The sequence below is a fragment of the Mucilaginibacter myungsuensis genome, assembly GCF_015222005.1.
Taxonomy (GTDB): domain Bacteria; phylum Bacteroidota; class Bacteroidia; order Sphingobacteriales; family Sphingobacteriaceae; genus Mucilaginibacter; species Mucilaginibacter myungsuensis.
The window spans coordinates 132068-147572 of sequence record NZ_JADFFL010000010.1 but is presented as its reverse complement, the minus strand read 5'-3'; the positions used below and the strand labels follow the sequence as shown (position 1 = coordinate 147572).

The following is a 15505-nucleotide window of genomic DNA, read 5'->3' as shown; positions in this document are numbered from 1 at the left end:
ACTAAAGCATGATATTGTGCCATATCGTATTTTTGCGCCCGATGATCATCCTGGCCTTTTTTATCGGCGTTGTGGTAAACTTCATTGGTTACATCCCGCCGGGCAACATTAACCTTACGGTGGTGCAGATCACCATTAACCGGGGCATGCGCCAAGCCATGCAGTTCATCATTGCTTTTGCCATAGCCGAACTCATTTTTACCTTCGGTGTAATGCAAGGCGCCAAATGGCTATCAGAGCAGATCCATTTGGATACCATCATCGATCGGGTGATGATCGTTCTCTTCGGCACGTTAGGTACGGTCACCTGGCTGGCCCGCAACAAGCCGCCCAAAACCAAATACTCAGCTAAAGACAGTATCCAGTACGGTCTTTTACTCGGCTTCATTAACCCCATGCAGATCCCATTCTGGGGTGTGGCGGGCACCTATCTCATATCTCACGAATGGATCCCAAGCGGACTTGTTGCCTTAACCATCTTCAGCGCCGGATCTGCTGCCGGGGCTTTTATTTGTCTGTTCCTTTATGCCCGCTTTGCCAAATACATCCAAAGTAAGTTCGAGATCAGTAACCGGGCGCTGAATACAGGGATCGCGATCTTGTTCTTCGCTTTCGCGGCTTATCATGTGGGGAAGCAGGTGTATTTGACATTTGTTAAGTAGTTATTTTACCACAAAGGACACAAGTTTTTCACAAAGAACACAAAGCCTTATAAACTGACATGCAAGACCTTTGTGTCCTTTGTGTGTTCTATCTTTTGTGACCTCTGTGGTTGAATCGCCATCTTGTATCATCAGCAATAAAAAATTCTTTAGATTTCCTGTAACCAATATTTTTTGGTGGTGTCTTTAATATCAGAATGCACACAATTAATACCGAACCTGCTTGAATACGCTGACCGACAACGCTATTATGCTGAAAGTGAAGGCCGGCGAACTGGACCTCATGGGCTTGCTGTTTCAGCGGTACCATAGGCAGCTGTATGGGTTTTTATTCCATATGACGTACCAGAAAGAGGCAAGCGAGGATATGGTTCAGCAGGTGTTCTATAAGATGCTGAAATACCGCGCCAGTTTTGCGGGGACAAGCGAGTTTGTCCATTGGATGTATGCCATTGCCCGCAATGTGTTGAAGGATCAGGGCCGTAAAAAGAAATTGACCATGGCAGGCATAGCGGTTGATGAACTGGCTGACGTGATCCCCGGCGGTGTGGAGGTGAACGGACAGATAGAACGCAAGCAAGCGGCCCAGACCCTGCAAAAAGCGATGGCTAAATTGAAAGAGGACGACAGGGATATACTATCGTTAAGCCGTTTTCAGGAATTGAAACATGGCGAGATAGCCCAGATCATGAATATTAGCGAGGGCGCGGTAAAGGTGCGGGTGCACAGGGCCATGTGCCAGCTAAAAGAGATATACACAAGAATTGAACGTTAAACAGATACAGAGATGGATTGCGAAAAGTATGAAGAACTGTTTACCGGTTGGATAAACAAAGACATCTCCCCTGCCGAGCGGGAGAAACTGGAAAAGCACCTGGCTACCTGCAATGGTTGCCGCGAAGAGTTGGCCTTTATGCAAGCCATGTGGACCGACATGGGCGAAATAGCTACGCCCGAACCATCGGCACATATGGAGGTAAAGTTCCGGGCGATGCTGGATACCTTTAAAACACAGGAGGCCGAGAAATTCAGCTTTAAGAACTGGCTGGGCAACCTTTGGCAGATGCAGCCACGCTGGCCAATGGCTTACAATTTGGCGGTGATCTTGGTGGCCTTCGGCTTTGGTTTTTGGGCGATGAACAAAGGCACCAATAACCAGGATAAAGGGCAACTGCAAGAGTTGAGCGCCCAGGTACACGAACTGAAACAGACCATGGTGCTGGCCATGTTAGAGAACCCTTCGGCATCCGAACGGATGAAGGCGGTAAGTTACACCAGCGAGATGAAGCATGCCGATGATCAGGTAATAGAAGCACTATTATCGACCCTGAACAACGACCCTAATGTGAACGTGCGCCTCACCACCCTGGAGACCCTGAGCGAGATGACCCGCTACCCCGAGGTGCGCGAGGGACTGATCAGGTCTATCAAAGGGCAGGATTCGCCACTGATGCAATCAGCCATTGCGGATGTGATGCTGAAACTGCAAGAGAAAAAGTCGGTAGGTTCATTTAAGGAATTATTAAAGCAAAAGGACCTGGACAACGGCGTCAGGAACAAGATCGAGCAAACGATAAGTCATTTAATTTAACCAACACACATCATGAAAAAATTAATTATGATCCTGCTGATAGCGGGATGGGGCCACGCCTTTGCCCAAAAAACAAAGCCGGGCTACCTGGAAGCTAAGGAGCATATCAGCAAGCAGTTCCCCGTGCAAAAGGCATCAGCAACAGTTTTCGCCCTGCACAACATTTGGGGCAATGTAAAAATAGAGGGTTACAATGGCGATAAGATCTTGATCGAGATAGACCAGACCATATCTGCCCGCGATGCCGCCGAAATGGACCGCGCTAAAAAGGAGTTCCAGTTAGGATTCGACATAAAGCCGGACAGTATCATCGCATATACAGCTGAGCCGTATGACACCCGCCCTCGTCACAGCAGATCAGGTAATAATGAAAGCGAAAAGCGCTATTACACCGTCCGTCTGGATTATGTAGTCAAGGTACCGAACAATATCAACCTAAATGCCGGCACGGTAAATGACGGTTATGTAGATATTAAAGACGTGTACGGCATTTTGAAGGTCAACAACGTGAACGGCGCGGTAAGTATCGCCAACGCTAAAGGAACGACCACGGCGCGGACCATCAACGGTAACCTGACCATCAATTACCTGAGTATCCCAACAGAGTCATCAAGTTACTACACACTTAACGGAAAATTAGAGGCTACCTTCCCGGCCAACCTATCGGCCAACGTGCAATTCAAAAGCATGAACGGGGGGGTCTATACCGATTTTGAAGACACCGAAACACTGCCGACCGAAGTGGTGAAAAGCCAAAGCAAAAACAACCAGGGCACTACCTACAAGCTAAACAAAGCCTCGGGCGTAAAAGTGGGCAAGGGCGGCCAGGTACTAAAATTTGAGACCCTGAATGGTAATATATATCTAAAAAAAGCATAATTTAAACACACGATAAAAATGAATAAGATAAAATTAATAGTGGCTTTAGTGGTTTTGCTGGGTAAGGCCGCATCGGCACAGGATAGCCAGCAATTGTCGGTGCCGTTAACAGATCCCGGCAAGCCTTTTAAGTTAGAAGTAAATCTTACAACAGGTTTTATAAAATTGGCGGTGCATAGTGGTAAGGAGATCTTGATCAATGCGTCGACCATGAAAGAGAAAGCTAACTACCGTAACCTGCCAAATAATATGAAACGTATTTCGGGAGGAGATAACCTTGAAATAACGGCTACTGAGAATGGCAATGCAATAACGGTCGGCTCAAATCGCCCATCCCGTAATATTATGCTTACGATCCAGATCCCGCAAAATGCCAGTAACATCAAGTTGCGCACAGTAAATGGCGGTAACATAGATGTACACGATGTAGTGAGCGATATGGAACTTAATAACACCAATGGCGGCATATACTTACACAACGTAGGCGGATCAGCGGTAGTTAATACTACCAACGGGCACATCGACGCTGTTTTTAGATCGGTTAAGTCGGATGCGGCGATGGCTTTTACCTCTCTTAACGGCGATATTGATGTAACATTGCCCGCAAGCTACAAAGGCAACCTTAAAGCACGATCGGACCAGGGCAACGTGTATTGCGAACTGGATTTTGTACAAGATAAAAGCCAGCCGAAGGTTACCAAAACGGCACTTGGCGGCATGTATCATTTAAAAGTAGAAGATTGGATCTATGGAAAGATCAACGGCGGGGGGCCGGAGTTGATGCTTAAAAATATGCATGGCAATATCATGGTCAAAAAAGCGAAGTAAAAGGTGATAGCTTATTTATCAGCCGTACAAAGTTTTAAAGAACTTTGTGCGGCTTTTTTGTAGATGGCCGAACCTTAAACTTCCGCGGTGATCTCTCGCCAGGTAAAGCATGCAACATCCCAAATGTGTCATACTATAAAGACCAAACCTTTCCTCCTCGCCCAGCTAATCCGGAGACGAAATAATTTAAACTTTACTACTCCATTTTGAAGTGCCGGGTGTTGCAATAAACTCATCCGGCTTTTTTGGTTCAACCGTAAAGCTATAGATTTTAGCGAGTTGGCTATAATATGCTGTATTCACCATATCGGTTTTGTTCACGAAAAATATTTTCTGTTCATTTTGTTCATTCAACAAATCTTAAAACCAGGGGCTATATTTAGGCGTAAGTCTGTTCACATCGCCCGTATAAGCTAATGCGAAGCTTTTACCGATCATAAACTATTTACCGACAAAAAATTATTTTATTGTTATGCTAAACTTTTAAGTTCACCACTTATAAACCTACACGCTATGACTACCTTCTCGCACCAAACCTTTGAGAGTCTGAAATGCGCCGTGCTCGACGTTTCTGGCTTGACAAACATTGTTACCGCGGATTGTAAAAAACTGGAAAAGCTGATCTTCGACAAAACCAAGTTGCAGGTTAGCGAAACCACGCTAAAAAGGGTATTTGGATTTGTTTACTGCAAGTTCAACCCTTCTATGTACACCGTAAACTCCATGGCCAAGTATTGCGGTTATGTTGGTTGGGGCGACTTTTGCCAACAGCAAGAAAAGTCAGCCGTTAAAACCACTACTTGCAGCGCCGATTGGGATGCCCTAAAACACAACGCCAACAAGATCACCGCATTTACCCTGCAAGCGCTCAAAAACAAGTCGGGCATTCCTTACCCGCTTACCATTAAACGTGGTTTTATTAACCAGCACCTGGATGATTTTTTAGAGACCGGGCTAACCGCTACTGTATTGGCATCGCCGGCAGGCTACGGAAAAACCCTGGCCTTATGCCACTGGGTGGAAGAGAAATTAGAGGACGGATCTAACGATATTGTGCTGTTTTTCAGCAGCAACGCTTTGATGAACGTTTTCCTGACCGGTCGGGATATGAACAGCTGGATGCTGGCCTTGCTTGGCTATAGTAACGAAGATGACCTGATGACCCTGTCAGACATCAGCCGCCGTAAAGAAGGCAACTTTTACCTGGTGGTCGACGGTATAGATGAACATATGTATAAAGGCGATCAGTTCCAAATGGTGCTTAATCAGCTTACCGATATTTTCTCGTTCTATCAGGCCCAAAGCTGGTTCAAAATGGTATTGAGCATGCGTGCTGCTACCTGGGTTAACAACCGGCACTATATAGAACTGGGGCAATATGATGTTTACAAAGGCTTCGGCATCACTACCGACGAAATGTCTAACGTGCCGATGTTGACCTATCATGAACTGAACGAAATTTGCGCACGCATTAACCCTAATGTGCACCATCAGGTAGATGTAGAGATGTACGAGTCGTTCCGCCACCCGCTGTACCTGCAATTTTATTTTAAGCAAAACCAGGTCAATTTTTCGCTGAATAATATCGACCATACCAGCATCTACGATATCATTTCGGGTTTCATCCTGGATAAGGTTTACATGGGGCAATGTTCGGCCGAAAAGATGATGCTGATCAATGCCTTCGTCAAACATATGGATCTGCCTGCACGCCGGTACAACGTGCCTAAAACGGAGGTGGTAGATATGATCAAACAATATCCGCAAGCCTACACCGAACTGCTGAGCCTTGGATTTATCCGTGAGTTGAATACCAGCAATAGTTTTAAATACCAGGCCAATATCGAGTTTGTTTGTAACCACTTTCTCAACTTCTCGTTAACGCAATATTTGCTATCGGCTAACGATCGGTCGTTTAACGGCACCATGGTGACTACCTTAAACGATCTGTTCGGGGATACCGCGCTGCCATTGTTAAAATGGGGTGTTTACTATATGGCTAAGAATGACCAATTACAAAACCTGCAATTTTTGGCGGATGCAGATCTTAAACCTAACGATAAGCTTGACCTGATCAACTTTACAGGCGAGATACTGAAGAAGGAATGGATACGCCTGAGCAAGACCGCTACACTATCACCGTTCTTTAACCAGGATCTGAGCGATAAATTGTTCAATTTTATGTTCGGGATGCAGTATATGGGGGCTCGTTATGTTAAAACGCTGCAGATGATGCTGAAGTTCCGCCTGTCGGGACGTAAAAAGATCCTGATTTATACCAGTTTAGCTATTCGGGATATTGCTACGCTGGATATGGCAAAAGCAGAAGAGCATATCCACGCCCTGCGCTACATCCCTGCCTACGAGTATGATGATATGACCATCAACCCGCTAAATTGCCTTAACGCTATCTTCAATTACTATAAACACGGCATTATTGATAAAACTGTACTTACTACTTTAACCAAATATCTGTTTGAACCCAAGAACAATCTCAGCACCAATAAAACGGCCGAAAATGATCTTTTATACATGGTAGCGTTATTCACCTTAAAGCTGAGCCAAAATCCGGCTAAGGGTTTACGTTTTAGCAAGATATTGGACAAACTTTATCAACCTATTAACGGCCCGGTAAACTTTATGAGCGTACAATTAAGCCGCCTGCTGATAGAGGACTATATGGCTTTAGGTAAGTTTGAGCAGGGGCTTGCAGCGTTTGAGGAACTGAACACCAAATACACCAATCAACGCGAGCACTTTACGCCTTTCATGGCAGCCATATTTAAATGCGCCAAGATCATTGTTAGCTTTTTCCCTAACGAGGCAGGCGAGCTGAAAAATTCGCATAATACCATCAAAATGCTTAGTGCCGATCAGGAGTACCCGAATATCAAACTGTACGTAATGGCCTTCCTCTTCAGGTATCAGCGGGTGCTGGATGCCAGCAATGTAGTTTACCGCCAATTTGGGTTAGATTATGCCAAGATCATCCGCGATAATGGCCTGCACAATTCTATTTACGAGCACAAGCGTATAGGCTGAACCGATCAGAACGGGTAAGGGTGCATACTGCCGCAACTACAGGCACAATTGGGATCAGCAATACCCATCAAGCCTAAAAAATGCTGATAAAAACCGATGCGATCGGCCATAGTGCCCTTCGCATCGCCTTTATTACACTCCAATGCACCATTGATAATATTAATGGTCATACCAAAACCCGGTTTGCGGCCTTTGGCGGTATCATCAGCCGTTGGCTTCCACTGTCCGGTCATCACATCATGTGCCGACGGTTTTTGGCCTTGCGGGGTCATCCAAAAAAACATGGCGGCTTTAAAAGCGGCAACCGCGTCGCGCTCTAAAAGCTCAGGGTCTTTCAGCAGTTTATTTTTATCGCCATAGATCAATAACGAAGCATAGCCGTAATTCCCGTTATAGCTCAGTTGCAGCGGACCACGGCCGTAATATTTTTTCCCGGGGACGGCAGGATAATCATTATTAGGATAAACATATTGCAAACTGGTATCGCCCTCTGTGATCAGCATCAGGCCGTCATTGTATTTAGCGTTCTCGCCCTTGCGGGTCTCGTGTCCAACGTTAGCAAAAAAAGCTACCAATTCTTTTTTATTGGTGGCAGCATCTTTCTCGTTACAAAACCTGCCAAAGTCTATCGTGTGCACCACCGCGGGCTTTTCGGTCACCCAGGGTTTGTTCCAGTCGCCGTCCTGCCGTAGGATGGTCTGCTTATTCTTATCCTTATCTGTGCGGATGATCTGGAATACGTAATCGGATTGCTGGGTGATTTTGATCTTGATGTTGGCCATTTCATCCACAGCCTTAATGAACGAGGCATAGGTATAGAACGACAACCGCTTAGGGAAGAAAGCATTGAATTGCTGTTGGGACAGGAAACTGCTGAAGCTTGGGTTCATGTTGACCTGTTGCGCCTGTAATTGAACTTTATCCGCTTTACCTGTGTTACCACAGCTGACGCTCACTATAAGCAAAGCTGCCGTGATCAGCGCAAAGCATCCTGTAAATATTCTTCTATTCATTTATAGATCCGTCTTTTGTGGGGCCGCACTAAATTAACGCTTTTACCCATCCCCTATTTTAACCTCTTTAACTATTTTAATTACGTCCCCCAATTTAACTACCTTTAACTGATCATGAAAATATATACCAAAACAGGCGATAAAGGTTTAACCTCGCTCATTGGCGGTACGCGGGTGCCTAAGCACCATATCCGTATAGATAGCTATGGCACGGTGGATGAACTGAACTCGTGGGTGGGCCTGATACGGGACCAGGATATCGATGGGCATAGCAAAGACATGCTGAAACTGATACAGGATAGGTTGTTCACCGTTGGGTCATCGCTGGCGACCGATTCGGACAGATCTAAAATGGTGATACCCGACCTGCACCCGGCCGATATCGAACTGCTGGAACAGGAAATGGACACCATGAATTTGAACTTGCCCGAATTAAAACATTTTATTTTGCCGGGCGGAAGTAATGCTGTATCTTACTGCCACGTTGCACGCTGTGTTTGCCGAAGGGCCGAACGGCTGACCGTACAGTTGGCCGACGAAAGCAGTGTAGACGACAAGGTGATCATTTACCTGAACCGCCTTAGCGACTACCTTTTTACCTTAGCGCGCCACGTTGGCCACCAGCAAAATGTTGCCGAAAACATATGGCTGCCAAGGCTTTAAATGTTATTGAAAAAATAATTTGATTATTAGATAAAAAATATTATACTTTTGCAAAAATTGTAAAACTCAAGAAAACTTAGATTAATATGTATTGGACACTTGAACTGGCTTCGCATTTAGAAGATGCACCATGGCCCGCAACTAAAGATGAGTTAATTGATTACGCTATCCGTTCAGGTGCGCCTGTTGAGGTTATCGAGAATTTGCAAGCACTGGAAGACGACGGCGAACCGTATGAAAATATAGAGGAGATATGGCCTGATTACCCTACAAAGGACGATTTCTTTTTTAACGAAGACGAATACTAAAAACACCGTTTTATAGCTAAAAAACATCCTGCCCGGTAAAAACTGTGCGGGATGTTTGCGTTACAGCGCTTTTTGGAATGGTTTTGGCATAGCTCTCAGTACATCTATCTATAACTAAAAACATAAAGACATGAGAGGTTTATTGTACATAATCGCCGTTATCCTGATCATCGGTTGGGCATTAGGAGTATTTTACTATTCAGCAACTGGTTTGATCCACGTGTTGATCGTAATAGCTGTTGTAGCGTTACTTTTAGGCATCATCCGCCGGGCCTGATCAACTATATTATCCCAAATATCAAATTACGAGCCGCTTTAATAGCGGCTTTTTTTGTGGGTGACAAGTACCCTAACGGATAATGGTAACACTACCGGCATGCAAGTGTGAAAACCCATTTATCTTGTAATAATAAGTCCCGGCAGGCAGGGGGCTACCTTTAGCTGTACCATCCCATGGCATGCCGTAACCGGTAGACTGATAGATAAGGCCACCGCCACGGTCAAATACCGTTACCTGTGCTCTCTCATCTAAGGAGAGGCCTTCAATGTTCCAGCGATCGTTTATACCATCGCCGTTGGGGGTAAACACCATAGGGATCTTTAGTGAGGTAGCGTCATCATCAATAATGTTTACAGCGATGCTTCGCGGATCCAGCGTTATGGCTTTACCGGCTGCATCTGTCGCCGTAAAATTTAAGCTATAATTATTGTTCGCGTTGATCTGCTTATCGTTACTAACGCTTACCGGGATGATTAGCTTATTTTGCTCTTTAGGCAGGGTGATACCGCCTACGCTTGGATCCGTGATCCTTTTATCAGCGGCAATGTTACTCCCTCCCCAGTTGTAAGCGATAGTTACATCAGCATCGAATATCTTATTACCGGCTACCTGTATGTTTACATTGCCCGAAAAACCCTCACGTAAACTTAGTACCGACGGCGACACGATGAGCTTTGCAGTCGCCAGGTCATCATCAGCGGCTGTCATATTTAGCATATCTACTATCTGGCCGTTCCACCTAAAACGAAATGTCCCCATGTGCGGGTCGATAGCGGTCAACCCCAATTTTATCGCTTCATCATTCCTGATAACGTTATCAGTTGGATAGGTGAACGTAAGAGCCGCCGTTACGCTGGCCTGGCTTAGCTGAACGCTGGTGTTGTTTTGCTGCAAGAACGGCAACCATTGCACCTTTGCCGAGTTGATATTTAGCGGGTACTGAACCGAGTAAGGCGATGCTATTTTAAACAAAAAAGTATTAGAGCTACCCTCTCTCAACGTAGTAGTAGTCGACGTGATATCGATGATGCGGTTATCAACTGTATTATCGGCATCCACTATATTGATCTTGATATTATCGTCGGCACTGGTAAACTGCCCGTAGGTGGTGCTTTTGGCAATGATCTTACCCGAGATGAACTCATCCCCCTCTATCAGTTTATCCTCGAGCGCGTTCACATTATAAGTGACCGAGTTGCTGCCGGCCGGCAAGGTTATCAGTATTGGGTTGTGATCGGCGCCGCTGGTTGCCGAATATGGACTGGCATCGGACTGATAGATAAACTCAAGCGGTTCTCCCAATTTAATGTTTGGTAATAGTGATACAGTGATAGTGCCGGATGCGCCCTCTCTAACCTCGGGCTGATAGGTCACATTGAATACGCGGTTAGCAGCCGTATTATCGTTATCGGCAATACTGAAAGTGAGCGTAGCGCCAGAAGCTATTTTATAAGATGCAGTTGTTGGGGCAAGTGTAAGTTGGACATCAAAATGTTCGTCGCTTTCAAATTCGTTGTCATTGGTCACGTTAATGATCGCCTCGGTACTGTTCATTCCTTTCTTAACAACCACTGGAGCGGGAAGTACAAAGTCACCCGCGTTATCAAAACCATCGGCCAATTTAATTCCCACTGTAAGGTCCTCGGCGGCCACACAATTATCCGGTAGCGATACCCTGATCACTGCGTCTTGCCCACCTTCAATACCGTTCTTAACTACGGTAGCGATCAGCTTTAAACATGGGTCGGTAGGTTTATAGAGGTACTTAACCCAAAAATAGCCATCTGTGCCGGCTGCCCTATCAACATAGGTCTTATCGTAAAAAGAATATCGTACCTGCCCAGGGTCATTATGGCGGACCAGCATATTCACCGTATCGCCAACCACCTGCATAAAACTGCGGGTAAAGGTTTGCAAGCCCTGATCGTTAGGTTTCTCGGGCGGTAGCGTAGTTGGGGTGCCTTTATCGTTCACCAGCCAATCCTGTACCTGGCCTGCAAAACCGCCGCGTGTATAAAAAGCGGTTGCCGTATCAAAGCCTATCCCCTCGGCCACACGGTCGGCCATACTACCAGGCATGGCAAAAACTTTGTTGGCGCTGCTCACATTCAACTGGTCATCTAACCGCACATCGTAATAGCCGGTACTCTCTCTGTCATATCCAAAAAGTTGGTAACCATATGGCGTCGTCCAGACGGTTGAATTAGACCCCGCATATCTAAAAAATGAACCTTGCGAGATCTTTTTTCCATCCTTACCTACCAACAGCTTAACAGGCCCCCCATCCCCATTGATCACGGCAACGGCATGGCCTGTATTAGTGGTTTTTAATACCTGCACCAAAGCACCTGACATGGGGTGATGGTAAACACCAGCAACCTCACCCGCCGGCGTAACACGGGCCACAAAAGCTTCGGCAATAGTGCTTGCAGGATCAGTGGCCGAAATATTGCTGCTTTGTATCCGCAAGCGTTTTACAAACCCGGCCGACCAATATAACCCCTCATTGTCCAGTGCGATGAGGCCGGGCGTACCCACATCTTTTTGATCCGCATCAGGGCCAATGCTCCATTGCACATCACCTGCCTTGTTCAGTTTAATAAGAAACGGACCCGGGTTAAGAGTGGTGCCGTTATCCAGCATAACATTATCACCTGTACCTGCCAGATAAATATTCTGATCTTTATCTACCTGCAGATCGCTCACCACATCGGCCCCGGTGTTTACAATATAAGCACGCGTCCAAACTTGGCTCCCATTGGCGGCTATCTTGGCTATAACTGAATAATTGGTACCACGTTTGCGATAAGTCATGCCCCGCACCTCGATATCTTCGGTACTGTTGATCACAAAGTAGGCATTGCCGGCATTATCCATACGGGTAATATTTACCGACGAGTTTTTTGATGAACCGATTTGGGTTATACGCACATAATTATTTTGCGCTACAGAAAATAGCGGCATAATAATGCACAGTAAAAGGGCACGTAAAAATGGGTTCATTTAATTGGTTATCACAAGATAGGAAAATCTATCGATGTTACACCATTTATTAAAAAAAGTTCATTTTTATTATTGGGAGGGCATAAAACAGAACAGCAGGATGCCCCTCGCGGGAGTCCTGCTATTCACACTAAACTATTGTTTGAAACTATTAAGTAAACAGTTCAAATGTCGCTTACTACTAAATTTTAAACAACCGTGTTTTCACGGTATTTAACCGTTGAATTACTCAAATGAGTAATTTTTGGCATCCCTCGGGGTTGAATTAAATTTTCCTACTTTTAATTCGTCAATGGAAACAAAAAACAACCCTAAAGTTATCCGCGCCTGGGCTATGTTCGATTGGGCCAACTCGGCCTATAATCTGGTCATTACCTCTACCATATTCCCGGCTTACTATGTAGCTGTCACCAAAAACGATGCGACCGGCGATAAGGTCAGCTTTTTTGGCCATAGCTTTATCAATACCGCCTTGTCCACCTACTCGTTGGCGGTCGCTTATCTGGTGATGGTGTTACTGTTACCCATACTGTCATCCATAGCCGACTATCGTGGCAGCAAGAAAAAGTTTATGCAGTTTTTCACCCTGATGGGGACCGCAGCCTGTGCCAGTTTATATTTTTTTGATAGCAGTAATATCGAGTTCGGCATCATTTGTTCGGCCATAGCGGCCATTGGTTACAGCGGCGGTTTTGTATTCTACAACTCCTACCTACCGCAGATAGCCACCCTGGATATGCAGGATAAAGTGAGCGCCAAGGGATTCACGTTCGGCTATATTGGCAGCGTGATCTTACAGGTGATCTGCCTGGTATTTGTGCTGCTGCCTGGCAAATTCGGCCTTACCGGCGGTCAGGCTGCGCAGCTATCTTTCTTATTGGTAGGCATTTGGTGGCTGGGATTCTCTTTCATCCCCTTCAGCACGCTGCCTGCCGGAGTGCCTAACGCGAAGGCCGAGAAATTCAACATCATTAAAGGCGGATTCATAGAGTTAGGTAAAGTGTGGCGGCAGGTAGTGCAGATGCCGCTGCTGAAACGCTTCCTCCCGGCCTTCTTTTTTTACTCGATGGGTGTGCAGACCATTATGCTGGTAGCCGCCGGCTTTGGGGCTAAGGTTTTAAATATGCCTACCGGGTTACTTATAGAGGTTATCCTGATCATTCAACTGGTGGCTATTGCGGGGGCCACGCTGATGTCGCGCTTATCGGGCCAATATGGCAACATCAAGGTTTTGGCCTGGGTAGTGTTGGTTTGGATCTTTGCCTGCATAGGCGCATATTTTACCACAACCATTCTACAGTTTTTCTGTTTAGCGGTATTGGTGGGCCTGATCATGGGTGGCATACAGTCGCTGTCGCGGTCTACCTATTCAAAATATCTGCCTCAGGATATCGAGGATACGGCATCCTATTTTAGTTTTTACGATGTGGCCGAGAAGCTATCTATCGTAGGCGGGATGTGCACGTTCGCGTTCATCGAGGAACTAACGGGCAGCATGCGTAACTCGGCCCTGGCGCTGTGTATATTTTTTATTATTGGTGGGGCATTATTGCTTTGGTTGCTGGCAGCCGAAAAAAAGGTGCGCAAAAATGCCGACCTTAGCGCCGCGTAATTAGTTTTTGATGAAGGTAGAGTTATTTGTCCCTTGCTTTATGGATCAGCTGCATCCGGATACTGCCATGAATGTGGTGAAGGTATTAGAAAAAGCGGGGTGTGTTGTAGACTATAACCCCGAGCAGACCTGCTGCGGTCAGCCTGCATTTAATGCTGGTTTTTGGGACGATGCCAAAGAAGTAGGCAATAAATTCCTGTCCGATTTTTCGGAAGAGAGCATCATCGTTAGCCCGTCGGCATCGTGCACGGGCATGGTGCGTAATTACTATACCGACCTGTTCCTGAATACTACCAAGCACAACAAGTGCCGCGCCGTACAAGGCAACATCTTTGAGCTGTCGGAGTTTTTGGTGAATGTGCTGCAGTTTGAATATTTTGGTGCCGAACTTGGCGCCCGCGCCGTTTACCACGACAGTTGTGCCGGCCTGCGCGAATGCAAGATCAAAGACGAACCACGCAAGCTGTTAGAGCAAGTTCATGGCCTGGAGCTTGTCCCCCTAAAAGATAACACCACCTGCTGTGGCTTCGGCGGAACGTTCGCGGTTAAGTTCGATGCCATATCCAGTGCTATGGCCCAGCAAAAGGTTGATAACGCTTTAGCCGCCGGCGCCGAGGTGATCATATCTACCGATACCTCCTGCCTGATGCACCTGCAAGCCTATATCGATAAAATGGGTTCACCGATCCGGACCATGCATTTGGCCGACGTGTTGGCTAATGGGTGGGGGAATGTTTAAATATTTATAAATTTATTTTCGAATAAAGATTTTTATTTATATCTTTGTTTATGTCTGTAGAATACCGGACAAACGAACTTGGTTTAACCAAGTCGATATAAAATGTAATGGCAAAATACAAAGGCAAGTACGGGTTGCAGATCGCAACAAACCTCTTACCTTTCGCCTTTTACCTTTCACCTTTCCTTTCGATAGCTTAGTTTTGCTTTTATGAAGATAATTGCCATAGGCCGCAACTATGCCGAGCATGCTAAAGAACTGAACAATCCTGTACCAACTACTCCGGTGATCTTTATGAAACCGGATACCGCCGTACTGAAAGAAAATAAACCGTTCTATCATCCGGATTTTTCGGAGGATATCCATCACGAGATAGAACTGGTGCTGAAAGTTTGCAAAGAAGGTAAACATATCGACGAAAAATTTGCCGGATCATATTTTGACGAGATAGGCCTGGGTATCGACTTTACCGCCCGTGATATCCAAAGTCGCCATAAAGAAAAAGGTTTGCCTTGGGAGTTGGCTAAAGGCTTTGATGGCTCGGCCCCGATCAGCGAGTTCGTCCCTAAAGCTAATTTTGCCGATCTGTACGATATCAACATCAAACTGGACATTAACGGACAGACCCGTCAGGATGGTAACACCAAAGATCTCCTGTTCTCGTTTGAGCGCCTGATCGCGTTCGTAAGCAAATACATCACCCTAAAAAAAGGCGACCTGATATTTACCGGCACCCCGGCAGGTGTAAGCAAAGTAGCTATCGGCGATCATTTGGAGGGCTATCTGCAGGGAGAGAAGATGTTGGATTTTTGGATCAAGTAATAACGTTTTCTTTTCATCCACTCCCCAAGGAGGGAATTGGGAAAACATCCATCTATCGCGAAC

General features: G+C 45.9%; 14 protein-coding genes. 12 read left to right on the top strand and 2 right to left on the bottom strand.

Annotated features, from left to right (window positions below; genetic code table 11):
• Window positions 1-8: 8 nt before the first annotated feature.
• The 6 genes from IRJ16_RS20505 to IRJ16_RS20480 all read left to right on the top strand — a co-directional run bounded on the left by IRJ16_RS20505 (window position 9) and on the right by IRJ16_RS20480 (window position 7002).
• Complete coding sequence (locus IRJ16_RS20505; protein WP_228080365.1) at window positions 9-662, top strand: LysE family translocator; 654 nt, start codon at window positions 9-11, stop codon at window positions 660-662.
• 223 nt (window positions 663-885) lie between these two features.
• Window positions 886-1437 carry an RNA polymerase sigma factor gene (locus IRJ16_RS20500; RefSeq protein WP_228080364.1) on the top strand — a complete coding sequence of 184 codons (552 nt, stop codon included), beginning with the start codon at window positions 886-888 and terminating at the stop codon, window positions 1435-1437.
• A gap of 12 nt (window positions 1438-1449) precedes the next feature.
• Window positions 1450-2253 (top strand): zf-HC2 domain-containing protein, encoded by an 804-nt coding sequence (locus IRJ16_RS20495; RefSeq protein WP_194113547.1) that lies wholly within the window; start codon window positions 1450-1452, stop codon window positions 2251-2253.
• 12 nt (window positions 2254-2265) lie between these two features.
• The gene (locus IRJ16_RS20490; RefSeq protein WP_194113514.1) at window positions 2266-3132 is read left to right on the top strand and encodes a DUF4097 family beta strand repeat-containing protein; all 867 of its coding nucleotides are present in this window, start codon (window positions 2266-2268) and stop codon (window positions 3130-3132) included.
• A gap of 18 nt (window positions 3133-3150) precedes the next feature.
• Window positions 3151-3960: a DUF4097 family beta strand repeat-containing protein gene (locus IRJ16_RS20485; RefSeq protein WP_194113513.1), complete on the top strand. Its 810-nt coding sequence runs from the start codon at window positions 3151-3153 to the stop codon at window positions 3958-3960.
• A gap of 513 nt (window positions 3961-4473) precedes the next feature.
• Entirely contained in the window at window positions 4474-7002 is a 2529-nt protein-coding gene (locus IRJ16_RS20480) for a hypothetical protein (RefSeq protein WP_194113512.1), read from the top strand.
• Between the two features lie 5 nt (window positions 7003-7007).
• Here IRJ16_RS20480 and IRJ16_RS20475 read toward each other — a convergent pair whose 3' ends face one another.
• The gene (locus IRJ16_RS20475; protein ID WP_194113511.1) at window positions 7008-8015 is read right to left on the bottom strand and encodes a chitinase; all 1008 of its coding nucleotides are present in this window, start codon (window positions 8013-8015) and stop codon (window positions 7008-7010) included.
• 114 nt (window positions 8016-8129) lie between these two features.
• On the opposite strand from IRJ16_RS20475, the gene IRJ16_RS20470 reads away from it, so the two are divergent.
• From IRJ16_RS20470 to IRJ16_RS20460, 3 genes are all read left to right on the top strand, one after another.
• Window positions 8130-8678 (top strand): cob(I)yrinic acid a,c-diamide adenosyltransferase, encoded by a 549-nt coding sequence (locus tag IRJ16_RS20470; protein ID WP_194113510.1) that lies wholly within the window; start codon window positions 8130-8132, stop codon window positions 8676-8678.
• A gap of 86 nt (window positions 8679-8764) precedes the next feature.
• A complete protein-coding gene (locus IRJ16_RS20465) occupies window positions 8765-8986 on the top strand; it encodes a DUF2795 domain-containing protein (protein WP_002996718.1) in 222 nt (73 codons plus the stop codon).
• Window positions 8987-9116: 130 nt separating this feature from the next.
• On the top strand, window positions 9117-9263 hold the full coding sequence (locus tag IRJ16_RS20460; RefSeq protein WP_194113509.1) for a lmo0937 family membrane protein: 147 nt from the start codon (window positions 9117-9119) through the stop codon (window positions 9261-9263).
• Window positions 9264-9335: 72 nt separating this feature from the next.
• Here the strand turns inward: IRJ16_RS20460 and IRJ16_RS20455 are convergent, their stop codons facing one another.
• Entirely contained in the window at window positions 9336-12269 is a 2934-nt protein-coding gene (locus IRJ16_RS20455; protein ID WP_194113508.1) for a T9SS type B sorting domain-containing protein, read from the bottom strand.
• A 292-nt stretch (window positions 12270-12561) separates the two neighbouring features.
• On the opposite strand from IRJ16_RS20455, the gene IRJ16_RS20450 reads away from it, so the two are divergent.
• From IRJ16_RS20450 to IRJ16_RS20440, 3 genes are all read left to right on the top strand, one after another.
• Window positions 12562-13881: an MFS transporter gene (locus IRJ16_RS20450; RefSeq protein ID WP_194113507.1), complete on the top strand. Its 1320-nt coding sequence runs from the start codon at window positions 12562-12564 to the stop codon at window positions 13879-13881.
• Window positions 13882-13891: 10 nt separating this feature from the next.
• Window positions 13892-14620, top strand: coding sequence for a (Fe-S)-binding protein (locus IRJ16_RS20445; RefSeq protein WP_194113506.1), 729 nt, complete (start codon window positions 13892-13894; stop codon window positions 14618-14620).
• Window positions 14621-14830: 210 nt separating this feature from the next.
• Window positions 14831-15442 (top strand): fumarylacetoacetate hydrolase family protein, encoded by a 612-nt coding sequence (locus IRJ16_RS20440; RefSeq protein ID WP_194113505.1) that lies wholly within the window; start codon window positions 14831-14833, stop codon window positions 15440-15442.
• Window positions 15443-15505: the final 63 nt, after the last annotated feature.

Coding starts and splice junctions, on each gene's coding strand:
- IRJ16_RS20455 (WP_194113508.1), bottom strand. CDS start 12,269: ATGAACCCATTTTTACGTGCCCTTTTACTGTGCATTATTATGCCGCTA.
- IRJ16_RS20440 (WP_194113505.1), top strand. CDS start 14,831: ATGAAGATAATTGCCATAGGCCGCAACTATGCCGAGCATGCTAAAGAA.
- IRJ16_RS20480 (WP_194113512.1), top strand. CDS start 4,474: ATGACTACCTTCTCGCACCAAACCTTTGAGAGTCTGAAATGCGCCGTG.
- IRJ16_RS20475 (WP_194113511.1), bottom strand. CDS start 8,015: ATGAATAGAAGAATATTTACAGGATGCTTTGCGCTGATCACGGCAGCT.
- IRJ16_RS20470 (WP_194113510.1), top strand. CDS start 8,130: ATGAAAATATATACCAAAACAGGCGATAAAGGTTTAACCTCGCTCATT.
- IRJ16_RS20505 (WP_228080365.1), top strand. CDS start 9: ATGATATTGTGCCATATCGTATTTTTGCGCCCGATGATCATCCTGGCC.
- IRJ16_RS20490 (WP_194113514.1), top strand. CDS start 2,266: ATGAAAAAATTAATTATGATCCTGCTGATAGCGGGATGGGGCCACGCC.
- IRJ16_RS20450 (WP_194113507.1), top strand. CDS start 12,562: ATGGAAACAAAAAACAACCCTAAAGTTATCCGCGCCTGGGCTATGTTC.
- IRJ16_RS20460 (WP_194113509.1), top strand. CDS start 9,117: ATGAGAGGTTTATTGTACATAATCGCCGTTATCCTGATCATCGGTTGG.
- IRJ16_RS20485 (WP_194113513.1), top strand. CDS start 3,151: ATGAATAAGATAAAATTAATAGTGGCTTTAGTGGTTTTGCTGGGTAAG.
- IRJ16_RS20445 (WP_194113506.1), top strand. CDS start 13,892: ATGAAGGTAGAGTTATTTGTCCCTTGCTTTATGGATCAGCTGCATCCG.
- IRJ16_RS20465 (WP_002996718.1), top strand. CDS start 8,765: ATGTATTGGACACTTGAACTGGCTTCGCATTTAGAAGATGCACCATGG.
- IRJ16_RS20495 (WP_194113547.1), top strand. CDS start 1,450: ATGGATTGCGAAAAGTATGAAGAACTGTTTACCGGTTGGATAAACAAA.